At 69.7% G+C, this 21848-nt stretch carries 21 protein-coding genes and 1 riboswitch; of the genes, 3 read left to right on the top strand and 18 right to left on the bottom strand.

Annotation, left to right across the window (positions count from 1 at the left end; genetic code table 11):
- Positions 1 to 25: 25 nt before the first annotated feature.
- The 10 genes from ACWFRB_RS15375 to ssd form a co-directional block, all read right to left on the bottom strand.
- The gene (locus tag ACWFRB_RS15375) at positions 26 to 886 is read right to left on the bottom strand and encodes a hypothetical protein (protein ID WP_452642003.1); all 861 of its coding nucleotides are present in this window, start codon (positions 884 to 886) and stop codon (positions 26 to 28) included.
- On the bottom strand, positions 883 to 1629 hold the full coding sequence (locus tag ACWFRB_RS15370) for an HAD family hydrolase (protein WP_452642002.1): 747 nt from the start codon (positions 1627 to 1629) through the stop codon (positions 883 to 885). Before ACWFRB_RS15370 ends, ACWFRB_RS15375 begins: the two co-directional genes overlap by 4 nt.
- The gene (locus ACWFRB_RS15365) at positions 1626 to 2441 is read right to left on the bottom strand and encodes an AfsA-related hotdog domain-containing protein (RefSeq protein WP_452642001.1); all 816 of its coding nucleotides are present in this window, start codon (positions 2439 to 2441) and stop codon (positions 1626 to 1628) included. The genes ACWFRB_RS15370 and ACWFRB_RS15365 overlap by 4 nt, the downstream gene beginning before the upstream one ends.
- A gap of 22 nt (positions 2442 to 2463) precedes the next feature.
- Positions 2464 to 2575: riboswitch (SAM riboswitch) on the bottom strand.
- A 126-nt stretch (positions 2576 to 2701) separates the two neighbouring features.
- Positions 2702 to 3067 (bottom strand): Rv3654c family TadE-like protein, encoded by a 366-nt coding sequence (locus ACWFRB_RS15360; RefSeq protein WP_452642000.1) that lies wholly within the window; start codon positions 3065 to 3067, stop codon positions 2702 to 2704.
- Positions 3043 to 3396, bottom strand: coding sequence for a TadE family type IV pilus minor pilin (locus ACWFRB_RS15355; RefSeq protein WP_452641999.1), 354 nt, complete (start codon positions 3394 to 3396; stop codon positions 3043 to 3045). The genes ACWFRB_RS15360 and ACWFRB_RS15355 overlap by 25 nt, the downstream gene beginning before the upstream one ends.
- A 14-nt stretch (positions 3397 to 3410) precedes the next feature.
- A complete protein-coding gene (locus tag ACWFRB_RS15350; RefSeq protein WP_027500374.1) occupies positions 3411 to 3614 on the bottom strand; it encodes a DUF4244 domain-containing protein in 204 nt (67 codons plus the stop codon).
- A gap of 72 nt (positions 3615 to 3686) precedes the next feature.
- Positions 3687 to 4271, bottom strand: a complete 585-nt coding sequence (locus tag ACWFRB_RS15345; RefSeq protein ID WP_452641998.1) for a type II secretion system F family protein — start codon at positions 4269 to 4271, stop codon at positions 3687 to 3689.
- A complete protein-coding gene (locus ACWFRB_RS15340) occupies positions 4268 to 5050 on the bottom strand; it encodes a type II secretion system F family protein (RefSeq protein ID WP_452642032.1) in 783 nt (260 codons plus the stop codon). Before ACWFRB_RS15340 ends, ACWFRB_RS15345 begins: the two co-directional genes overlap by 4 nt.
- On the bottom strand, positions 5047 to 6237 hold the full coding sequence (locus tag ACWFRB_RS15335) for a TadA family conjugal transfer-associated ATPase (RefSeq protein WP_452641997.1): 1191 nt from the start codon (positions 6235 to 6237) through the stop codon (positions 5047 to 5049). The genes ACWFRB_RS15340 and ACWFRB_RS15335 overlap by 4 nt, the downstream gene beginning before the upstream one ends.
- A complete protein-coding gene (ssd, locus tag ACWFRB_RS15330) occupies positions 6234 to 7346 on the bottom strand; it encodes a septum site-determining protein Ssd (protein WP_452641996.1) in 1113 nt (370 codons plus the stop codon). The genes ACWFRB_RS15335 and ssd overlap by 4 nt, the downstream gene beginning before the upstream one ends.
- A 378-nt stretch (positions 7347 to 7724) precedes the next feature.
- Between ssd and ACWFRB_RS15325 the strand changes: the two genes are divergently transcribed.
- On the top strand, positions 7725 to 8555 hold the full coding sequence (locus ACWFRB_RS15325) for an HAD-IB family hydrolase (protein WP_452642031.1): 831 nt from the start codon (positions 7725 to 7727) through the stop codon (positions 8553 to 8555).
- A gap of 448 nt (positions 8556 to 9003) precedes the next feature.
- Here the strand turns inward: ACWFRB_RS15325 and ACWFRB_RS15320 are convergent, their stop codons facing one another.
- From ACWFRB_RS15320 to ACWFRB_RS15295, 6 genes are all read right to left on the bottom strand, one after another.
- The gene (locus ACWFRB_RS15320; RefSeq protein ID WP_452641995.1) at positions 9004 to 9756 is read right to left on the bottom strand and encodes an oxidoreductase; all 753 of its coding nucleotides are present in this window, start codon (positions 9754 to 9756) and stop codon (positions 9004 to 9006) included.
- 61 nt (positions 9757 to 9817) lie between these two features.
- A complete protein-coding gene (locus ACWFRB_RS15315) occupies positions 9818 to 10285 on the bottom strand; it encodes a VOC family protein (RefSeq protein ID WP_452641994.1) in 468 nt (155 codons plus the stop codon).
- 47 nt (positions 10286 to 10332) lie between these two features.
- Complete coding sequence (locus ACWFRB_RS15310; RefSeq protein WP_452641993.1) at positions 10333 to 12036, bottom strand: dipeptide ABC transporter ATP-binding protein; 1704 nt, start codon at positions 12034 to 12036, stop codon at positions 10333 to 10335.
- Entirely contained in the window at positions 12033 to 13013 is a 981-nt protein-coding gene (locus ACWFRB_RS15305) for an ABC transporter permease (protein ID WP_452641992.1), read from the bottom strand. The genes ACWFRB_RS15310 and ACWFRB_RS15305 overlap by 4 nt, the downstream gene beginning before the upstream one ends.
- Positions 13006 to 13932 carry an ABC transporter permease gene (locus ACWFRB_RS15300; protein WP_452641991.1) on the bottom strand — a complete coding sequence of 309 codons (927 nt, stop codon included), beginning with the start codon at positions 13930 to 13932 and terminating at the stop codon, positions 13006 to 13008. The genes ACWFRB_RS15305 and ACWFRB_RS15300 overlap by 8 nt, the downstream gene beginning before the upstream one ends.
- Before the next feature lie 33 nt (positions 13933 to 13965).
- Positions 13966 to 15573 (bottom strand): peptide ABC transporter substrate-binding protein, encoded by a 1608-nt coding sequence (locus ACWFRB_RS15295; protein WP_452641990.1) that lies wholly within the window; start codon positions 15571 to 15573, stop codon positions 13966 to 13968.
- Between the two features lie 345 nt (positions 15574 to 15918).
- Between ACWFRB_RS15295 and acs the strand changes: the two genes are divergently transcribed.
- Entirely contained in the window at positions 15919 to 17862 is a 1944-nt protein-coding gene (gene acs, locus ACWFRB_RS15290) for an acetate--CoA ligase (protein WP_452641989.1), read from the top strand.
- A 174-nt stretch (positions 17863 to 18036) separates the two neighbouring features.
- On the opposite strand, the gene ACWFRB_RS15285 is transcribed toward acs, so the two are convergent.
- Complete coding sequence (locus tag ACWFRB_RS15285) at positions 18037 to 19716, bottom strand: trypsin-like serine protease (RefSeq protein ID WP_452641988.1); 1680 nt, start codon at positions 19714 to 19716, stop codon at positions 18037 to 18039.
- A gap of 497 nt (positions 19717 to 20213) precedes the next feature.
- Between ACWFRB_RS15285 and ACWFRB_RS15280 the strand changes: the two genes are divergently transcribed.
- Positions 20214 to 20486: a sigma factor-like helix-turn-helix DNA-binding protein gene (locus ACWFRB_RS15280; RefSeq protein WP_452641987.1), complete on the top strand. Its 273-nt coding sequence runs from the start codon at positions 20214 to 20216 to the stop codon at positions 20484 to 20486.
- A 165-nt stretch (positions 20487 to 20651) separates the two neighbouring features.
- Here the strand turns inward: ACWFRB_RS15280 and ACWFRB_RS15275 are convergent.
- The coding region (locus tag ACWFRB_RS15275; RefSeq protein ID WP_452641986.1) for an Ig-like domain repeat protein at positions 20652 to 21848 on the bottom strand (1197 nt) is incomplete at its 5' end.

Raw genomic sequence — 21848 nt, 5'->3', positions numbered from 1 at the left:
AGGGGCTCTGGTGTGAGCGCCGAGGTCATTCCCTGGTGGTGAACTCCTCGAAGCCGGGAACCGGGATCTTCAGCTGCGCATGGATGTCGCCGCCGAGCCCGAACTGACCGATCGCACCGCCGTAGTTCTGCTGGTAGCTCTGCCAGAGCACCACGACACTGACGATGCGATTGGCCCCAGGGCTGTCCGGGGCCGGGAACGCGTTCGGCAGCGACGCCCGGTACGTCGCGCGACCAACTGGATCTGTGACGAACACGTTCGGCACCCCCAGCGGCCCGGGTCGTGTCGGGGCGGCCGGGTCCAGGTCCCGCTGGCGCAGGGACATCACGGTGTACAGCGACTCCGGGATCAGGCCCGAGAACTCGAAGGCGAACTCGCCGTGCCTGCCGTCCGCGCTGACGCCGACCCGCACGGTGCCCCGCGCCCGTAGCCAGTCCCCGAGGGTCACCGGTTCGGTCAGGCGCCTACCGTCCTCGTGCCGCAGATCCGGGATCGGGGTCTCGTGGAAGGCATAGCTGGGCCGTTGGACCTGCGCGGCCCCAGGAACCTGGTCGGGGGCGAACACGATCGGATAGTTGTTGGCGGGCAACGGGAGCGGCAGGGTGTGCAGCACCGTCGCCCCGTCATCCGCCGACAGCTCCGTCCCGAGTTCGCGCACGATCGTGTACGGCTCCACACCCCCGAATGCGGGAACCGGGGTGCCCGCATCGACGATCGCGCTCCCCCACTCCCGCGTGACGGCCCCATCGCCCGCATTCCTGGCGATCCACCCGACCACGACGAAATTCCCATCCCGGTCGACCGCCTCGCTCGGCGGATAGAGCGGGCCCTGCGTGGTGGGGGTGAGTTCGTAGATCCTTGATTCTGCCGAAACCTGTTCTGTCATCGAAGACCTCGCTGTCCGGTGCTGGTGGTGGTGGGCAGCGGGCCGGCTCCGGCGAGGCCGGTGGTCCCGCCGCCGAGGATCCGCCACCGATCCCGCGCCGCACGCGCCAGGAGCACCGGATCGTCGCCGCGCAGCCCCGGGTGCCCGACCGCCTCGAGGAAGGCGAGGTCGCTGTCGTGGTCGCCGTACCCGTAGCTGTTCCCGGTATCGACCCCTAGCTCCACCAAGACCGAGGTGACCACCTCCGCCTTGGCCTGCCCGATCATCGGCCGCTCGACCTCGCCGGTCAGCACCCCCTGGCCGTCGATGACCGGGCGGCTCGCCACGATCCGGTCGGCACCGACGGCCTCCCCGATCGGCCCCAGTACAGGTGCGAACGAGCCGGACAGCAGCACGATCGCGGCACCGGCATCGCGATGGTCCCGCAGCGCGCCGAGGGTCTCCGCGTAGTACGGGGCGGCGGTGGACTCGAACTCCCGATACCACCGGCGACCCGATTCCTCCAGCTCGACGAGTGGCACCCCCCGAAACGTGCGGTAATAGCTCCGGTTCACCTCCTCCCGCGGCGCGCCCCCTGCCGCCTGCCGCCGCAATGCGTCGCGCAGTCGCGAGTACTCGCTACCGTCATCGCCCCGCTCCCACAACCAGTGCTCGAGGAAGGCGAACATGCTCTTGACGGTGATCAGTGTCTCGTCGACATCGAAGAAGGCGACCTGAGCGGGGCCCCGCTCGATGCCCGTCATGCGGTGGCCCCGAGGAAGGCCTCGATCGCCTTCGCCGCCTTGCGTCGCTCGATCTGACTGATCGTCGAGTTCTCCAGCGCGGCAAACGAGATCGTCGCGGTCGCGACGCTGCGGCCGAACTGGGTCACCTCGATGTCGATCGTGAACTGCAGCTTGGCCGGATCCTGGATCGAGACGGCTCCGAACCGGGCGCGCAGCGATGCGGGCAACGGGAACAGGAAGGTCTTGAACGACAGGTTGATCGAGTTCCAGACGACGTAGTAGTGCCGTTCGGGCGAGCGGTTGCCGTACTCGAGCTCGAAGGCCCCGAGGAACAGCTGCCGCGCCGCCTCGACGATCACCAGCCCCTGGACGTGCTCGCCGGTCTGGTGATCGATGAGCAGCTCGTTGTCCCCGTCGATCCGGAGGTCGGAGGTGAAGCTCCCGTCCTCGGCGCGCGCCAGGTTGGCGATGAGGACGTTGGTCTCCTGATACTTGTGCACGTGATGGCGCGGCGCCGGGGCGGCGATGTCGCCGAGCAGGCGAACCTCCGCGTCCGGGGCATGGATCGATGCGACGTGTTCGACGTATTCCTTGTCGTGCCGCTTGATCCCCTGCCCGAGCCTGATGGTCAGGTCGGTGCGCACGTTCCGGAACGCGCCGCCGCGCAGTGCGGCGACGAGACCCGAGACGGTGTGGACGCGTGTGCCATCGGCGAAGCCACGGAATCGGTCGGCGACGACGACCAGATCCGTGAGCGGGATCTCGGCTACGACATCGGCGGCCGGGAGCTGCGACGGAAGGGCTGCCGGGGCGAGCTGAACTGCGGACATGGGTATCCCCTTCGAGGACTGAATTGAGCGCTTATGGCGTCGGATGACCGCCATCCGGTCGTCACCCGGAGCACCCCGCCGCACTGGAGGGTTGCCGATCAGCGAGCCGGGGCTTGACGCTGATACTCATGACCGTGGACAGAAAATTAGGTCCACCCGAATCGCGCGTCAACCCAACCAACCGATTGGTTGCTGTGAGGTGGGGCTCAAGATTGCGATCGGGTAAGGGCGTCACACACCGGACACACCCGGACACTCCGCTACTCGACCGGGCCCGCCCTGGCCGCCGCGACGGCGTCACCGCCTCCGACGGCCGGTAGCGGCAACCGGGCCCCGACGGTCACCACCACGTCCCAGTCCTCGATCCGGCAGTCACGCACCGTCCCACGCATCCGCCCGGCGATCGTGGTCGCCGCGGCACAGGCCGCTTCGCTGCCGCGCTCCAGGGCGGCAGCGGCCGCGAGCGCAGCCAGGTCCGCGGCCGACTGGGCCCGGTGCCGCGCCGACACCGCCGAGCCGAGGTGGATCACCAGGGCCGCCACCGCGATCAGCGCCAGCATCGCCCAGCAGGCCAGGACGGTGGCCGCTCCCCGCTCGTCCCTCACCCGCCTGCCCCCCTCGGCCACGAATCCGACGGTGATCCGGCGGAACCCGAGTCCTCCATTGCGGCAACCGCTTCCGCGGAGACGTCGAGCGCAGGCAGCAGTGGCACCGCGACCCCGACGACCGCCGTGGCGAATCCGTCGACCTCCCGCACCGTGATCCGCGCGCCCGGCGGGGCAACCCGCTGCGCCGCGGGGATCGCCTCCGCCCGATCGCCCCGCGCGACGAGCCGGGCCGCCTCCCGCGCGGCGTCCACGCAGCGAACGTGCGCGGACACCGCGAGAAAGGAACCCAGGCACAGCACCACGACCACCGTGATCGAGGCGATCGCGATCGCGGCCTCCACCGTCACCGCACCGACATCGTTCAGACCGCGGTGTTCAGCGCCTTGTCGATGATCCCGGTAAGCGCCGTCACGATGGAGTCGCCCGTCACCACCGAATACAGCACCGCCCCGAATGCCGCCGCGGCAATGGTGCCGATCGCATACTCCGCGGTCGACATGCCCTCCTCGGCGGCCGCGGCGAGCAGCAATCGGGTACGCAGCACACCAATCCCCTTGGTTACCATGATGTTCCCCCCTCTCGATCACCGTCGCGGTATCTCCGCGACGGGTTCTCTCGGTCCTTCGGCTGCGCGGACTCACAGCACACCCCCGCTCAGCACCCGGGTGGCCAGACCGACCACAACCGGGACGATTCCGAGGCAGAGGAAGGCGGGCAGGAAGCACAGCCCGAGCGGGCCGCTGATCAGCACACCCGCCCGCTCGGCCGCGGCCACCGCCCTGTCCTCGAGCGCGAGCCTGCGCTGCGCCGCCAACTCGGACACCGCACCCGCGAAGGCCGCGCCGGACCGCGAGGAGCGACGAGCCATCCGCGCGAGCCCCTCGGTTTCCGAGTGCGCCGCCGCACGCTCCCAGGCGATCTCGGGCTCCGCACCGAGGGCCAGCAGGTTTGCGGCCGAGTCGAGCGCGCTGCCCAACGGCTCCGGAGCGGACATCGCAACCGCCTCCGCCGCAACGGCGACGGGCATCCCCGACTGCAGGCACGCCGCCAAGAGGTCGAATCCGGCGGCGATCGCCATGGGATCGCCGGCCTCGCGTCGCACTGCGCGCTCCGCCCGCCCCGAGGGCGACGCCACCGGCCCCCGCAGCCGCGTCGCCGCCGAGCCCGCACCGGGAGCGGCGAGCGCGGCGGCCGCGAACAGCACCGCCACCGCGGCGCTCATCGGGTCACCCGCCCGGTGATGCGGTCCGTCCAGAGCAGGCCGGCGCAGACGAACAACGTGCCGAGCATCAGCAGCATCCCACCGAGACCGCCGGACAGCAGCACCCGCAGCGGGCTCGCACCCATCAACTGGCCCAGCGCGATCCCCAGCAACGGCAGGCAGGCGAGCACCGCTGCCGTGGCCCTTGCCCCCGACAGTCCCGCCTCCACTCGGCCCCGGAACCTGATGCGCCCCACCAGGTCCGCGCGGACAGCATCGAGCAGGTCCGCCAGGGCGACGCCGTACCGGTCGGCCACCCGCCATGCCGCCGACACCCGCGCCAAATCGCCGTCGATCGCGCTCCCGGTGCCCTCCAACCCGTCGGCGACGCTGCCCCCGAGCCGAGCGCGAGCCGCGGCGGCCAGGAACGCATCAGCAGCCGCACCACTCGATTCCCGCGCCGCGGTGGTGCAGGCGTTCGCCGGATGGGCCCCCACCCGCAGCTCCCCCGTCGCCGCCTCCAGGCAGCCGAGCAGCCCGCGCAGTTCCGAGTTCCGCGTGCCCTCACGGCGACGGCGTGCGCGCCGATACGCGGTCGTCAGCGTGAGCGCGGCGCCCGCACACCCCACCGTCGGCGCGCAGATCATTACGGCGGCAATCGATCCGAGCACCGCGGCCGCCCACAACCGGGCATGTCCCCGCGGCCCGGCGCTGCGGCGCGGTGGGCTCAGTCTCGTCATGGTCCTGGTGGTGGGCGCGACCCCCAGCGCGAGCGCGGCGACCGTCAGCCCCGCGATCACCACGAGCCCACCCCGACGCCGCGGCGCTCGAGCAGATCCGCGAGGCGGTCCGCTCCTGGACACCGCCCGGCGGCCGGGGTCCATGCCGGCAGCACGCTGACCTGCCCGCTCTCGTCCCGATCCAGCACGCCGATCTGAGCGAGCCTGCGCCTGCCGTCCGCCGCACGGTGTACGTGCAGCACCACCTGCACCGCCGCCGCGAGCTGGCTGTGCAGGGCGGCGCGGTCCAGGCCGCCGAGCGCCGCCAATGCCTCGAGCCGGGCGGGCACCTCCTCCGGCGAGTTCGCGTGCACGGTCCCCGCCCCGCCGTCGTGACCGGTGTTCAACGCGGTGAGCAGGTCCACCACCTCGCCGCCGCGTACCTCTCCGACCACGATGCGATCCGGCCGCATCCGGAGCGCCTGCCGCACCAGTTGGCGGACCGTCACCTCGCCGACGCCCTCGACGTTCGGGGCGCGGGCGACCAGCCGCACCACGTGGGGGTGGGTCGGTGCCAGCTCGGCCGCGTCCTCCACACAGACGATCCGCTCACGTCGGTCGACCTGCGCCAACAACGCCGCGAGCAGGGTGGTCTTCCCCGCGCCCGTGCCGCCGACGACCAGGAACGCCAACCGGGCGGCGACGATCCGCATCAGCAGTTCACGGGCATCGGCTGGGACCGTGCCGCCCGAGCAGAGCGCGTCGAGACCCTGCGTCGCCGGGCGCAGCACCCGCAGCGAGACGCAGGTCCCGCCGTATGCGAGCGGGGCGAGCACCGCGTGCAACCGAACCCCGAACCCGGCCCCCGCCGCCGCCGGGAGGCGGCCGTCCACCCAGGGCTGGGCATCGTCGAGTCGCCTGCCCGCCGCCAGCGCGAGACGCTGCGCCAGCCGCCGCACCGCGGCCTCGTCGGCGAACCGGACCGAAGCGAGCTCGAGACCGGAGCCCCGGTCCACCCAGACCTGGTCCGGCGCGGTGACCAGGACGTCGGAGACATCCGGCTGCGCGAGAAGCGGTTCCAGCGCTCCGGCGCCGGTGAGTTCGGTCTCCAACACCTGCAGCGCGTCGAGCAGATCCGTGTCCCCGAGCACCCCGGAGACCTCCGCCCGGATCGCGGCGGCGACCATCGCCGGGCTGGGCTGGGCCGACGTCCGCGACAATCGCTCCCTGACCCGGTCAAGGAGTTCGGGCGAGACCAGGGAGCTCATGCGGCCCGCCCCCCGGCACCCGTCCCGAGCACCTCGAGGACCGCCCGCGCGCCCACGGCCAACGGCGATCGCCTGCGCAGCCGCAGGCCGCCGCGCTCGAGCGCGGCCGACAGCCGTGGCTGCGGCCGCATCACGGCGAGCACCGGGAGCCCGAGGAGATCGCCGACGTCCGCACCGCGCAGCCCACCGGGTGCCGGACCGCGCACCACCACGCCCACGTTCGGATTCCTGGTGCGAGCCGCGGCCACCACGGATTCGGCGGCCGCCGCCGACCGCACCTGGGCAGGCACGACGACCGCCACCAGATCGGCCAGATCGAACACCGCGGCGGCCAGGTCGCCGAGGCCCCGTCCGACATCACACACCACGAGATCACCAGCACTGCAGCCCGATTCGACCATCGCCCGCATCGCCGCCGCGGACGGCCGTCCGGCATCGCCGCGCCCGCAGGACAGCACGGCCACCCCGGCGCCCGCGCCGGGCAGGGCGTCGTGCAGTGCGGCCGCCGAGACCCGCCCGCCCTCGACGACCACCGCCGGCCAGCGCAGCCCCGGGCGGTCCTCGAGCCCGAGCAGCAGGTCGAGGCCGCCGCCCTGCGGATCGGCATCCACCAGCAACGCGCGACTCCCGGCCCGCCGGGTGGGGCCGGTCAGCGCGATCGCCGCGGCCAGCGTGGACGCGCCGGCACCGCCACAGCCGCCGACCACGGCGATCACCGAGCCACCCGCCACCGTGCGGTCGCGCCGCTGCGACAGCGATCCGACCAGGGCGGGTTCATCGGCGGGCAGGGCGAGGACGGACTCCGCTCCCACCGCGGCGGCGGCCTGCCACTCGGCGAGGCCCGGCGGGCCCGAGCAGACCACATGGACGGCCGACCTGCGCGGCAGCCCGTCGGCGGCGCAGGCTCGGGCGGCGGCCGGATCCAGCACGATCGACGCCGCGCCGTCCCACACCTGCCGGGGAACGGGGAGTGCCCGTTCGTCCAGGGCGCGGTCGGCCGCGGCCGCGGCACGGCGCACGCTCAGGGACAGACCGTCCTCGGCGAGCACCGCGAGGACCGGCCGGACATTCGGCGGATGCGGGGCACCCGTTGCATGTGGGGGTTCCATGCCGACGAGCCTGCGCGACCGGATGGGACCGCGGGCCGGAGATCTCGCCGAATGTGGACGAAATCGGGCCTGGGGATGGATTCCGGTACCCGCGAACCACTCCGGCGTCGACGACCGCGCGGAACGACCGCGTCAACGCGGGAGAGGACGAGGCCATAACGGCCAGAAAATGGAGGAAGACCCCCGCCAGGGGGGGAGGAGGCGGGGGTCTTCAGAGTTCAGCCCCGGGGGGTCGGGCTGAACACACCCAGATCAAGTCCAGGTGTTTTTGATACTACACCCGCCGCGATCCGAGTTTGCAAATTCGAATTTCCTGTCGGAGATCCGAAGGTGAACACTGAGAATCGCGCTCGGATCCACGATTCACCCGGGGGCTCTATCCTGGATTCCGTGACCGCAGAGGCGAACAGACAGCCCGGGAACGGCCGGGTCGCGGCGTTCTTCGACCTGGACAAGACGATCATCGCGAAGTCGAGCACGCTCGCGTTCAGCAAGCCCTTTTTCGACCAGGGCCTGATCAATCGGCGCTCCGTGCTCAAGAGCAGTTACGCCCAGTTCCTCTTCCTGCTCGCGGGTGCCGACCACGACCAGATGGAGCGAATGCGCACCCACCTGACCAATATGTGCGCGGGCTGGGACGTGGAGCAGGTGCGCGCGGTGGTCGCCGAGACGCTGCACGACATCGTCGACCCGCTCGTGTTCGCCGAGGCGGCCGACCTGATCGCCGACCACAAGCTGCGCGGCCACGACGTCATCGTGGTGTCGGCATCGGGCGAGGAGGTGGTGACCCCGATCGCGGACGCCCTCGGGGCCGACCACGCCGCCGCGACCCGGATGGAGGTCAAGGACGGGCGCTTCACCGGCGAGGTCGACTTCTACTGCTACGGCGAGGGCAAGGTCGACGCGATCCGCGAACTGGCGCGACGGGAGAACTATGATCTCGATCGGAGTTTCGCCTACTCGGATTCGGTGACCGACCTACCGATGCTCGCCGCGGTCGGTCACCCCACCGCCGTCAACCCGGACCGCGCCCTTCGGAAGGAAGCCGCCGGAAACGGTTGGCCCATACTGACTTTCTCCAATCCGGTCTCCCTGCGGGCCCGCCTGCAGCCGCCGTCGAGGTCCACCGTCGCGACGACCGCAGCGGTTGGCTTCGGGGCGTTGGCGGCGGGCGCGCTGACGTACGGAATGCTGCGCCGTCGGCGCTGACGGGACCCGAAGACTGGGATCAATCCAGGTGTGCGAACCCCTTGAAGCGAGTGCGGTCACAGGGTACAAAGGAGTTACGGATGAACGGCAGGCCAAGGTCGACCCGGAAGAGAAGGATCGGTCTCCCGGCCGCGAAGTCCCAGCACGGACACCAGGCACCCACGCGGAGCCGCAAGCCACTATAAGGGCAGCAGCGTTGTGGGCCTGCGTGACTCGGACATTCGGCAGCGAGGACCTTGCACGAGTTGCAGAGGCGAACTGACGATGCTCGAGCCTACGCCGAGGCCGGACACACAACCCACCAAGCACGCTTGGTAACCCGGCGATCCGTGCTAGCGGGCGGCGAAGTCGACATGAGTCGGCAGCGCCGCTCGCATTGTGTCCGGGGCCGTTGAAGCAACCGAGCCCAGTGCCGTTGCCTCCCAGACGAAGTCCGCCCCCGATCGGATCAGCCCGCGGCCGCCGCGTCCGCGATCGACATGGCCTCCCTCGCGCCGGCCTCCATCGCGCCGCAACACAGGATCACCCAGCTGCCGACACCCTCGGGGGTGCCCGACGCGAAGCCCGTGACACCGTCGCGGTACGCCTGCTGACGCCGCAGCCAACTCACCTCGGGCACACCCAGATTGTGGGGATCCAGCCCGGTCGACGCCGCCACCAGTCGGGACGCGGCCCGCGCGACGACCCCGTCGGCGGCGCCGAACGGGGACAGTGACAACAACTCCCCGTGCACCACGGCCGCCAGGACAGGAGCGGGCGCCTTCGTTCCGCCCGTCACCAACTGCGCGAGACCGTCGAGCCGCTCGGCGACCCCTTGGTCCGTCCGCGGTCGGCCGAGCGTGGACTCGTCGGCGACCAGGTCCGCCGCCGCGAGCAGGTGCAGCCTGGCCAACGCCTGGAGCGGCGCCCGCTGCCAGGTCGGCACCATGATGGTGAGCGCGTCGCCGTCGATGGCCTGGGCCACCCGCAGCGCGCCCGCCAGGATCGGGTCACCCTCCTCGCCCTCGGCGGGCAGTTCGGTGCTGCCACCGTCGATGGACGCGGATGCCCGCGCGGCGCGGATCGCCGCCTCGGCCGCGGTCGTCGGCCAACCACGGCGATTGGTCTTGTGCCGGTGCACCTCGCCGAGCGCATCGCGCGCCCGGTCGGCGGCCTCACGCACGCCGGGCAGGTCCACCAGGGGCTGCAGGGGGTCGTTCACGCTGCTCAACGCTACCCGGCGGTGACATCGGTCCCGCGGGCGAGGAGCCCGGGCGGCGCGGCTATCGGTCCTCCGCGCCTGCGGGGCCTGCCTCCCCGATGGTGACGCGACCGTCCTCGTGCACCACGAGACCCGGGTTGTGCGCGATCTCCCAGCGGTAGCCGTCCGGATCGGCGAAGTACCCGCTGTACCCGCCCCAGGCCCGCCGGGCACCCGCAACCAGGACCGTTCCCCCTGCTCGCGCCGCGGTCGCGAGGACCTCGTCCACCTCCCCCTCGCTGCCGACGTTGTGACCGAGGGTGATGGGGGCCCGGCCCTGCTCGCCCGCAACGGGCGCCGTCGGCCCCGCCTCCCGCACCATCTCGTCGACCGACCACAGCGAGAGCACCATGCCGGACCCGATCTGCAGGAACAGCACCTCGCCCTGGACGTACAGCGTCGGCGTCCACCCCAGTCCGCCGACGTAGAACGCGTGCGATCGAGCCGGGTCGTCGACGCCGAGGGTGAGCACGCTCAGATGCTGGTCCACCCCTCCACTGAACCACCGTGCACGCGGATGGGCCAGACCGTTCGGTTTCAGGAACCCCGCACGAGATCGCGGCCGGGGATCGCCTCGAGCAACCTCCGGGTGTATTCGTGCTGCGGGTTGTCGAACACCTCCACCGTCGTGGCGGCCTCGACCACCTGACCCCGGCTCATCACCACCACGTCGTCGGCGATCTGCCGCACCACCGCCAGATCGTGTGAGATGAACAGGTACGACAGGCCGAGCTGGGCCTGCAGATCACCCAGCAGGTTCAGGATCTGCGCCTGCACGAGCACGTCCAGCGCCGAGACCGCCTCGTCGCAGACGAGCACCTCGGGCCTCAGTGCCAGCGCCCGCGCGATCGCCACCCGTTGCCGCTGGCCGCCGGAGAGTTCATTGGGGTACCGGCGCAGCACCGAGCTCGGCAGCGACACCCGGTCCAGCAGGTCGCGCACGATCAGCTCGCGCTCGCCCCTGTCCCCCACCCGGTGGGTACGCAGCGGCTCCTCGACGGTGCGGTAGATCGAGTACATCGGGTCCAGCGAACCGTACGGATTCTGGAAGATCGGCTGTACCTGGCGCCGGAAGGCGAAGGTGGCCTTCGCATCGAACTCCGCCAGGTCGCGTCCCTCGAACGCGACGGTCCCCGAGGTCGGCTTCATCAGACCCAGAACCATTTGCGCCACAGTCGATTTACCCGACCCGGACTCACCGACGATCGCCGTCGTGGTGCCGCGCTCGAGGCGGAAGGACACGGAGTCGACCGCCGTGAATCCGGTGCGCCGCCACGGCGCACCGCCCCTGACCCTGAACTCTTTGACAAGATTCGAGGCCACCACGACGTCGTCGCCTGCCGCCCGGGGCCCACCGTCCGCCGCCGCGGCGTGTTCGGCCACCTCCACCGCGCGCGCCCGAATCCGCGCGCGGGCCCGGACGGACTCGAGCTGCTGTGAGGCCAGGGACGGCGCGGCGGACACCAGTTTCCTGGTGTACGGGTGCCGCGGATCGCCGAGGATCTGCCGGGCCGGTCCGGATTCGACGACCCGCCCGCGGTACATCACCACCAGATGCTCGGCCCGTTCCGCCGCAAGGCCCAGGTCGTGCGTGATCAGCAGCACGGCCGTGCCGAGTTCGCCGGTGAGTCCGGCGAGATGGTCGAGGATCTGCCGCTGCACCGTCACGTCCAGGGCGGAGGTCGGCTCGTCCGCGATGAGCAGCTTCGGCCTGCAGGACAGTCCGATGGCGATGAGCGCCCGCTGGCACATTCCCCCCGAGAACTCGTGCGGATACTGATCGACCCGATGCCCCGCGTCCGGCAGGCCGGCCTCCTCGAGCAGCTCGGCGGCCCGCGCCCTTGCCGCCTTCCCCTTCGCGATCCCGTTGGCCGCCAAGGTTTCCGCGATCTGAAAGCCTATCGTCCACACGGGATTCAGGTTCGACATCGGATCCTGGGGAACCAGCCCGATGCCGCGACCACGGACCGCCACCATGTCCGCCTTCGGCGCCCCGACCAGGTCCCGGCCGTCGAAGCGGATCTGCCCCGAGGTGACCGTTCCTGTGCCCGGCAGCAGATCGATGATGGCGTGGGCCACGGTCGACTTGCCCGAGCCCGACTCCCCCACGATCGCCACCGTCTGCCCCGGGTAGGCGGTCAGGCTCACCCCGCGCACCGCGGGTACCGCGCGACCACCGGAGCGGAAATCGACGCTGAGGTCCCGGAGCTCGAGCAGCGGAGCCGGCTCGTGGTCTCTCATTGCTTCCTCGCTTTGGGATCGAGCGCATCACGCAGGGCGTCGCCGAGCATGATGAAGCCGAGAACCGTGACCCCAAGGGCCGCCGCGGGGTAGAAGATGATCCCCGAACCGGACCTCAGTCTGCTCTGACCGGTGCTGATGTCCCCTCCCCACGACACCACGCTCGGCGGCAGCCCGATGCCCAGGTAGGACAGCGTCGCCTCGGTGACGATGAAGACGCCGAGCCAGATCGTGGTCACCACGATCACCGGACCGATCGCGTTGGGGAGCACGTGCCGCACAAGGGTGCGGAATCGGGAGACGCCCAGCGCCGTCGCCGCGAGCACAAAGTCGTTGCCGCGCACCGAGATGACCGAGCCCCTCGCGATTCTGGCCACGTGCGGCCAGGCAAACAGGGCCAGGATCAACATCACCGTCCAGATGCTCCGGTTCCGGAACAGCTGCATCATCACGATCGCCGCGAGGATGAGCGGGATGCCGAAGAACACATCGGTGATCCGGGAGACGATCGCATCGAGCCGGCCGCCGTAGAAGCCCGCGAGGGCACCGACGGTGCCGCCGATGAGCAGGAAGATCGCGGTCGCTCCGACGCCGGTGAGCACCGAGGCCCGCGCGCCGTACACGGTGCGGGTGAAGATATCGCAGCCCTGCAGGTCGAATCCGAACGGATGCCCGGCCCCCGGCCCCCGCATGCTGTTCTCCCCCAGACACGTTCGCGGGTCCTGATCTGTGAACAGTCCGGGCACCGCCACCACCACGAGGACGAAGAGGATCAGCAGGGCCGAGACGAGGAACATCGGGTTGCGCCGCAGGCCGCGCCAGGCATCGCGCCACATGCTGGTCGGCTGCGAGGCCTCGTCGAGCTGATCGGCGCCGAGCACCTCCACCTCGTCCGGTCCGGCGACGAAGTAGTTCTGCCCGGCGCGCGCTTCGGGGGATGCGCGATCGGGTGCCGCAGGGAGGTCGGGATCAGGCATAACGAATCCTCGGGTCCAGCGCGGCGTACAGCAGGTCCACCAGCAGGTTTGCCACCAGGAACACGACAACCAGCACCGTCACGAAGGACACCACGGTGGGGGCCTCGCCGCGGATCACGGCCTGGTAGATCGTGCCGCCGACGCCGTTGATGTTGAAGATGCCCTCCGTGACGATCGCGCCCGCCATCAGCGCTCCGAGGTCGGCGCCGAGGAAGGTGACCACCGGGATCAGCGAGTTGCGCAGGATGTGTACCACCACGACGCGGCGACGACTCAAGCCCTTCGCCGTGGCGGTACGGACGTGATCGGCGTCCTTGTTCTCCGCCACGGACGTCCTGGTCAGCCGCAGCACGTAGGCGAAGGAGACGAGGCCCAGCACGATGGCGGGCACCAGAAGTCTCGAGAAGCCGGCATCGGCACCGACGGTGACCGGGGCGATCCCCCACTTCACGCCGAGGAAGAACTGGGCCAGGAAGCCGATCACGAACACCGGCACCGCGATGATGAAGAGGCTGAGCACCAGCAGGGTCGCGTCGAACGCCTTGCCCTTGCGCAGTCCGGCGATGACGCCGAAGAAGATGCCGAACGCGGCCTCGATGACGATCGCCATGAACGCGAGCCTGATGGTGACGGGGAACGCCCTGGCCAGCACGTCCCGCACCGGCTGGCCGGAGAACGAGGTGCCGAAGTCGAGGGTGAAGATGCCCTTGAGATAGAGCAGGTACTGCACGATGAAGGGCCGGTCGAGGTGGTATCGCTCGCGTAGCTGGTCCGCCACCGCGGGGCTGAGCGGCTTGTCGCCCGCGAGCGCCTGGATGGGGTCGCCCGGGATCAGGAACACCATCGCGTAGATGAGCAGCGTCGCCCCGATGAACACGGGGATCATCTGCAGCAGTCTCCGACCGATGTACCACCCCACCAGGTCACTTCCTTCCGGCCGTGCGGCACGGCGTCAGGACTTCTTGATCGCCTCGTACATCGGCAGGCCGTTCCAGCTGATCTGCACGTCGCTCACCGCCTCGGAGTGCCCGGCCGCCGCGATGTAGTCCCACAGTGGGAGGACGGGCAGGTCACGGAGCAGGATCTCCTGTGCCTGCCCGGCGAGCGCGAACGACTCCTGCTGATCGGTCGCGGCCTCGGCCCTGCGGACCAGGTCGTCGAACGCCGGGTTCGAGTAGTCCTCGTCGTTCGAGCCGGCACCGGTGACGAACTGCGGCTCGAGGAACTCGAGGATCGACGGGTAGTCGCCCTGCCAGCCGGACCGGAAGGCGGACCCGATCGTCCGGTTCGTGATCTCGGTCCTGATCTGCTTGAACGTCGGATACGGCGCCCCGACCGCGTCGATGCCGAGCGTGTTCCTGATGCTGTTGGCCGCCGCGTCCACCCACGCCTGGTGGCCGCCGTCGGAGTTGTAGGCGATCTCGAACCGGCCACTCCACGGGGAGATGGCGTCGGCCTGCGCCCACAGCGCCTTCGCGGCCTCCGCGTCGTACTCGAGCGCCGAGACGCCGGGCAGGTTCGGGTTGTACCCGGGCAGCGAGCTCGCGGTGAAGTCTCGCGCAGGCGTGCGCAGGCCCTGGAATATCTGCCGGGTGATCTGCCCGCGGTCGATCGCCCGCGACAGCGCCTGCCTGCGCAGACCGCCCTCCGGCCCGGCGAAGTGCGGCAGGTCTCCCGGGATGCCGATCTGCGCGTTCTGTGCGGTCGGCGCCTCGAGGGCACGGTCACCGAGATCCGACCTGAAGGTGCTGAGCGCGCTCTCGGGCACGGTGTCGAGGACGTCCAGGTTGCCGGCCTGCAGGTCCGAGTAGGCGGTGTCGAGCGAGCTGTAGAAGACGAAGCTCATGCCGCCGTTGTTCGGGGTCCGGTTGCCGCGGTAATCGGGGTTCGGCACCAGGTCCAGCTTGACGTTGTGCTGCCACGCGTCGCCGTCCGCGAACCGGTACGGGCCGTTCCCGACCGGCCGCTCACCGAACGCCGCCATGTCTCGGAACGCCGCCTCCGGCAACGGGTAGAACGGAGTGAAGCCGAGCCGCAGCCGGAAGTCCACCGTCGGCTGCTTGAGGTCGACGGTGAAGGTGGTGTCGTCGACGATCTTGAGCCCCGACATCGTCTGCGCGGTGGGCGGGCCCGCCGCGACCTCGTCGTAGCCGATGATCGGCTCGAAGAAACTGGACAGCAGCTGGGCGTTCGTCGAGAGGGCGCCGTAGTTCCAGGCGTCCACGAACGACTTCGCGGTGACCGGTGTCCCGTCGGTGAACGTCCAGTCGGGTTCGATCTTGATCACGAACGACTTCGAATCCGAGGTCTCGATCGACTGGGCCACCTCGTGCTGGATGTTGCCCCGCGCGTCGTAGGACTCCAGTCCGGCGAAGAGACGGTCGACGATGCGTCCGCCGCCGTTCTCGTTCGTGTTCGTCGGGATCAGCGGGTTCTGGGGTTCGCTGCCGTTGGCCGTGACCATGTCGCTGCCACCGTCGGAGGTCGACGAGCAGGCGGACAGCACCAGCGCCCCGGACAACGCGAGCGCTGTCAGCGCGGTCAACCTGTGGAACTTCAAGAGTCGCCTCCTGTTCGTTCACACGAAGACGCCGCCGTCGCCCGCGCCGGGTGGGCGCGGCGCGCACGCGGCCGACCGTGATGCCGCGAAGAGTAATCACCGAGTGTCCTGGTGTCCGGCGTTTGTCTCGGTCGGGACCAAGTCGTCGGGCAATCGCAACACCCCGGATACCTGGTGGATCGATCCGTTCGTCGCCGACTTCGACCATCGGGCGCACACATGCGACCGATCGCCGCAGATCCGGGGGTTGCAACCGATTGCAACGATGCGCTCACCGTGACATGTGACTACCCTCACAAAGGCGCGAAAAGCGCCCAAGGATCACCGAAAGAGGGCACGGGCGACATGACCAGTAGCACCGCCGATACCAACGCAGCCGAGCACGCGACGAGCTATCCGCCGAGCGCGGATTTCGTCGCGACCGCGAATGCCGGGCCGGAGCTCCAGGCAGCGGCGGATGCCGACCGGCTGGGGTTCTGGGCCGACCAGGCTTCGCGTCTGCACTGGCACGAGCCGTGGAGCGAGGTCCTGGACTGGTCCGACGCCCCGGTCGCCAAGTGGTTCGTCGGCGGCAAACTCAACGTCGCGTACAACTGCGTCGACCGGCACGTCCTCGAAGGCCACGGCGACCAGGTCGCCATCCACTGGGAGGGCGAGCCGGGCGACAGCCGCGACGTCACCTACAACGACCTGCTCGCCGAGGTGAGCAGGGCCGCAAACGCTTTCACCGAGCTAGGCCTGGTGGCCGGCGACCGTGTCGCCATCTACATGCCGATGGTCCCCGAGGCGATCGTCTCGATGCTGGCCTGCGCCCGGCTCGGTCTGACCCATTCGGTGGTCTTCGCCGGTTTCTCCGCCTCCGCGCTGCGGTCGCGGATCGACGACGCCGAGGCCAAGCTCGTCATCACCACCGACGGCCAGTGGCGCCGCGGGCAGGCGGCCCCCCTCAAGACCGCCGTGGACACCGCGGTCGACGGAGCGGAATCCGTCCAGAACGTGCTGGTGGTCAAGCGCACCGACATCGATGTCGAGTGGACCGAGGGCCGCGACCTCTGGTGGCACGAGACGGTGGCCACGGCCTCCCCCGAGCACGAGGCACAGGCCTTCGACGCCGAGCACCCGCTCTTCATCCTCTACACCTCGGGCACCACGGGTAAGCCCAAGGGCATCATCCACACCTCCGGCGGCTACCTCACCCAGGCGTCGTACACCCACCACAACGTCTTCGACCACAAGGCGGGCAAGGACGTCTACTGGTGCACCGCCGACATCGGCTGGGTGACCGGGCACAGCTACATCGTCTACGGGCCGCTGTCGAACCGGACCACCCAGGTGGTCTACGAGGGCACCCCGAACTCACCGGACGAGCACCGTCACTTCAACATCATCGAAAAGTACGGCGTCAGTATCTATTACACGGCACCGACCCTGGTCCGCACCTTCATGAAGTGGGGCCGCGAGATCCCCGACGCGCACGACCTGTCCTCGCTGCGGCTGCTGGGCAGCGTCGGCGAACCGATCAACCCCGAGGCGTGGCGCTGGTTCCGCGACGTCATCGGGGGCGAGCGCTGCCCGATCGTCGACACCTGGTGGCAGACCGAGACCGGCGCGATCATGATCTCCCCGCTGCCCGGCATCACGGCCACCAAGCCGGGCTCCGCGATGGCGCCGCTGCCCGGAATCTCGGCGAAGATCGTCGACGACGACGCCAAGCCGCTCGGCGCGGGCGGCAACGGCTATCTGGTGCTCGACCAGCCGTGGCCGTCGATGCTGCGCGGCATCTGGGGCGACATGGAGCGCTTCAAGGACACCTACTGGTCCCGGTACGCCGTGGAGGGCTGGTACTTCGCCGGGGACGGCGCCCGCTACGACGACGACGGCGACCTCTGGGTGCTCGGCCGGGTGGACGACGTCATGAACGTCTCCGGCCACCGGATCTCCACCTCCGAGGTCGAGTCGGCGCTGGTCGGCCACCACAGCGTGGCCGAGGCCGCGGTGGTCGGCGCCGCCGACGAGACCACCGGCCAGGGCATCGTCGCCTTCGTGATCCTTCGTGAGGGCGCCGAGAACACGGGCGAGACGCTGATCGCCGAGCTCAAGGTCCAGGTGTCGACGGAGATCAGCCCGATCGCCCGGCCGCGCCAGATCACGATCGTCCCCGAGCTGCCGAAGACCAGGAGCGGCAAGATCATGCGCCGTCTGCTCCGCGACGTCGCCGAGGGCCGCGACCTGGGCGACACCTCGACGCTGGTCGATCCCAAGGTGTTCGACGCGATCCGGGGCCAGTAGCCCCTCGCCGCCTCAGCACCGCCCCGTGCGGCTCCTTGGGTTCACGCGGTCGTCGCAACGCTCTCGATCGGGAGGTTGCGACGACCGTGTCGTTATCGGAGGGTTCGGCGGATCTCAACGCACAACGCTCGGCTGGGATACCCCAGCCGAGCGTCTGCGTGATCTGCTGACCCGCTAGTTGGTTCGGACCTTCAGGCCGGGGTTGGCTTTGAGGATCGAGTTGATCGGCGTCCCAAACCCCTTGGATTTGTCGCCGCATTCCCCACTGCTGGCGCTCGTGATGCCCAGCGCTTTGGTGCCGGTCACGATGGCTCCACCGCTGTCGCCCGGTATCGTGCACGCGGTCGTGACGAAGCCGTTGGGCACGCGGACCATCGAGTTGATTATCCACTCGTTGACGCCGGTGATCTTGCCGCAAGTAAAGCCGGTGGTGTTGCCGGACTTGCACGCCGGCGCCCCGACCACGGGATCTGCGGTACCGGTGATCGGCAACGGGTCCCCGCCGTAGGTGTCAACGAGGTTGTTCTGGAAACGCTTGGCGACGCCGTCGTAGATCTTGATCACCGCGTAGTCACCACCATCGACCACTGCCTTATCGAATTCACCAATGAAGTCCTGCCCCATCGCCGCCTTAGTGGCGTTCCACCCGCCCACGTTCTCGCGGTGGAAGTCACAGTGTCCGGCGGAGATGTTCACGGTGTTGCCGTCACCGTCGGTGCCGTTGAAACCGAACGAGCAGTTGACGTTGCGGGTCTCGCCAGTGAAGTAATGCTGGCCACCCATAACGGCGTCGGCCGGCGGCTTGGGCGTAGTCGTGGTGGGCTTGGTCGTGGTGGGCTTGGTCGTGGTGGTGGCGTCGGCCTTGGCTACGCTGACCTGCGCGGTGGTGGTGGATCCAGTGACGCCATCACGGCCGGAGAAGGTGGCCTTGACGGTCACCTTGCCGGCGATCTCGGGCATCCACTCCGTGGTGGCGGTGCCGTCAGCGCCGACCGATACGCCGGAGGCGATCGGTTCGGGGTTGGCGCCGTTGACAACCTCCTCGAACAGGACGTCACCGCCCTCCGCTGCGGGGTTGACCTTCACGGTGAGGGTGCTGGCCTTGCCGACCTTCGCGCCGGTGACCGGGTTGAGGGTGGTGGTGCTCGGTTCGGCGGGCTTGGTCGGTTCGGTTGTGGTCGGCTCGGTCGGCTTAGTGGTGGTGGGTTCGGTCGGCTTGGTGGTGGTCGGCTTGGTGGGGTCGGACGAGCCGAGCGAGCCGAACCCCGGCAGGTCCGACGAGCCGCCCGGGCCCTTCGCCACACGCACGAAGCCCAGGAAGTCGGGCAGCTGCAGGCCCTGTCCCTCTGCGGTGTCCTTGACCTCCAGCGCGATGTCGTTGGCGGCGGGGTCGATCGCGGTGCCATTGATGAGAGCGGCCAACGGTGCCGGGAGCTGCAGGACCCAGCCGTTGACCTGGCCGAGCAGATCGTGCAGGGTCCGCTCGCTGCGCGACTGGTCCTTGACCTGATAACCGGCGGCCTCCACCGCCGTGCGGGCGGCGGCCTTGTCCGGCCCCTCGGCCAGGCCGACCAACGGGGTGCCTGCCGCATCGAGCCATACTCCGGCAAACGCGGTCGGGAACTTGCCGCGCAACGTGTCCGCGAACCTCAGCAGCTCCTGCCCCGTTTCGGCCTGCTCGAGGTACTGGGCCGGGCTGAGTCCGAGGTCGCGCTGGATCGCGGCCACCATGTCCGCGGGCAACGCGGGTGCCGGGGCAGTGGGTTCCGCCTGGGCGAGGGCCACGCAGGGCGCGACCAGAAGGACTGCCGCGGTGCCGATCATCGCGGCACGGCGGACGCGTGTACTACGCATGGGGGACCTTTCGGTATGTATGACCAAAGCACTGGGGCCGGGTCAGTCGCCAGGACTGTATGGGTGCTGCCCGCCGTTGACTACCGAAAATTGATGGGATGAATATCGGCGTACCTTGCCCGGGCTTGCGGGGCGCGCCACAACGACGACTTCGGTGCGGGCATCGCCGGTATCCACGCGCGATCCCTACTACCAACAGCGCCTTGTCAATTCGTGAAATTGTTGTTCACCTCTGCTCCGACTTGTACTACCGTCCCGCTCGTGGGTAGACCGGCGTGGCCGTCGCGAGGTCAGCGCAAATGAGTGAGGGTGACCGAACGCAGTGGCCTGCGGAGGCAGGCCTGAGCGCGGCGTTCTGGGCCGACGGCATCGCCGTCGACGAAGCGAGCCTGATCGCCGGCACATCGGCCGGTTGACCGAGAAGCGCCGCGAGACAATCGCTGCCACCAACGAGCGGCGTGCGATCGACCGCGACCTGATGAGAATGGAGTCCACCCGTGGGCGCGACAACCCCCGCACGACGGACCATGTCGGCCCGCGAAGTCGCCGAGCGGCTCGGCATCTCACCGCGCACGGTACGCAACAGAATGCCCGAGCCCCGGGCCGAGTACGAGGCACGTGCCGCCGAGCGCCGCCGCCGGGTACTGGAACTGCGCGCTGAGGGCCTCAAACTACGCGAGATCGCGGACGAGGTCGGCATGACGGTCGGCGGTGTGGGCACGATCCTGCACCGCGCCTACAAGGCCGAAGCCGCCCAGCCTGCCAGCTGACCTGACACCAGGACGCCCCGGTCGTGCCCTTCGCGGCCGGGATGAATGTCGGTTCGGCGTCCGTCGGCGGCCAGGAGCTGCCGCTCAGGGCGTCACCGGGAATGGAAAAGGGGCCTCGGACACGAAAGCCCGCGCCCGAGGCCCCTTTTCGAGAAGGCTGTGCGCCTAGTTGGTACGGATCTTCAGGCCAGGGGTGCCCGCGAGGACGTTGGTGATCGGTGTCGCGGTCACCTCGGGCACTGTGGCGGAATCGCACGTCCCCTCGATAGCCTTGTTGGATTGGACCGCGATGCCCAGCGCCGTGGTGCCGGACAGCACGGCGCCGCCGCTGTCGCCGCCCAGTCCACAGATGTTCACGGTGAAACGACTCGGCCAGACGGGAATAGTGTCGATGTCGACGAATCCGACCGTGCCGCAGTGGTAGCCGGTGACCCTGCCGGACATGCACACCGGCATCCCTTCCACCGGGTCGGCGGTGCCGGTGATCGCTACCGGGTCCTGGCCGGGGGCGCGAACGTAGTTGTTCTCGAAGCGCTTGGCGAAGCCGTCGTCGATCTTGATCACCGCGTAGTCGAGTGGACTCTTGGATGTCTTGATGGCGGTACCGAAGCGGTCGGCGCGAACGCCGTCGACCACCTCGTGTGCGCTCGAGGCCTCAGAGGTGCCCGCGGTCGAAGGGTCGGCCGGGTCGCAGTGTCCGGCGGTGAGGACCGCCGCGTGGCCCGAGGCGTCGGTGGCGTTGAAGGCGAGCGTGCACATGTGGGAACCGCCGGAGGTGTCCACGAAATCGTAGACGTCGCCACCCATGAAGGCGTCGGGGTCCGGCTGGGGCGTGGTGCCCTCGGCCGTGGTGACCGTGACCTGCTGGGTGGTGGTGGATCCGGCGACGCCGTCGCGGCCGGAGAACGTGGCGGTGATGGTGTGCTTGCCGTTGGTTCCGGGGCTCCAGATCCATACGGCGGTGCCGTCGGCCTCGACCTTTGTGCTACCGAGGACGTCGTTGCCGTCCTTGAACTCGACGGTGCCGCCCGCTGCCGCGGGAGTGACCTTCGCCGTCAGCTCGTACTCATTGACGTCGGGTGCTGCTGCTGTGATGGGTTCGAGGGTGACTTTGCTCGACTCGGCGGTGGGATCGGTGGGCTTGGTCGGGCCGGACGAGCCGGATGAGCCGAGCGAGCCGAGCGAGCCGAGCCCCGGCAGTTCGGGCGAGATGGGTGCCTGCGCCGGCCCCTGCGTCACGCGCACGAAGCCCAGGAAGTCGGGCAGCTGCAGGCCCTGCCCCTCCGCGGTGTCCTTGACCTCCAGCGCGATGTCGTTGCGGACGGCATCGATCTTGGCGCCGTTGATCTGGCCGGACAGCGG

The organism is Rhodococcus sp. NPDC055112 (assembly GCF_053607505.1).
The sequence above is the reverse complement of the archived record's forward strand: the minus strand, read 5'-3'. Positions and strand labels throughout refer to the sequence as shown.

What these genes read in the sequence shown, in the direction of transcription:
- ACWFRB_RS15375 (WP_452642003.1), bottom strand. Translation starts at nt 886, where the DNA reads ATGACAGAACAGGTTTCGGCAGAATCAAGGATCTACGAACTCACCCCC.
- ACWFRB_RS15370 (WP_452642002.1), bottom strand. Translation starts at nt 1,629, where the DNA reads ATGACGGGCATCGAGCGGGGCCCCGCTCAGGTCGCCTTCTTCGATGTC.
- ACWFRB_RS15365 (WP_452642001.1), bottom strand. Translation starts at nt 2,441, where the DNA reads ATGTCCGCAGTTCAGCTCGCCCCGGCAGCCCTTCCGTCGCAGCTCCCG.
- ACWFRB_RS15350 (WP_027500374.1), bottom strand. Translation starts at nt 3,614, where the DNA reads ATGGTAACCAAGGGGATTGGTGTGCTGCGTACCCGATTGCTGCTCGCC.
- ACWFRB_RS15345 (WP_452641998.1), bottom strand. Translation starts at nt 4,271, where the DNA reads ATGAGCGCCGCGGTGGCGGTGCTGTTCGCGGCCGCCGCGCTCGCCGCT.
- ACWFRB_RS15335 (WP_452641997.1), bottom strand. Translation starts at nt 6,237, where the DNA reads ATGAGCTCCCTGGTCTCGCCCGAACTCCTTGACCGGGTCAGGGAGCGA.
- ssd (WP_452641996.1), bottom strand. Translation starts at nt 7,346, where the DNA reads ATGGAACCCCCACATGCAACGGGTGCCCCGCATCCGCCGAATGTCCGG.
- ACWFRB_RS15310 (WP_452641993.1), bottom strand. Translation starts at nt 12,036, where the DNA reads ATGAGAGACCACGAGCCGGCTCCGCTGCTCGAGCTCCGGGACCTCAGC.
- ACWFRB_RS15305 (WP_452641992.1), bottom strand. Translation starts at nt 13,013, where the DNA reads ATGCCTGATCCCGACCTCCCTGCGGCACCCGATCGCGCATCCCCCGAA.
- acs (WP_452641989.1), top strand. Translation starts at nt 15,919, where the DNA reads ATGACCAGTAGCACCGCCGATACCAACGCAGCCGAGCACGCGACGAGC.
- ACWFRB_RS15285 (WP_452641988.1), bottom strand. Translation starts at nt 19,716, where the DNA reads ATGCGTAGTACACGCGTCCGCCGTGCCGCGATGATCGGCACCGCGGCA.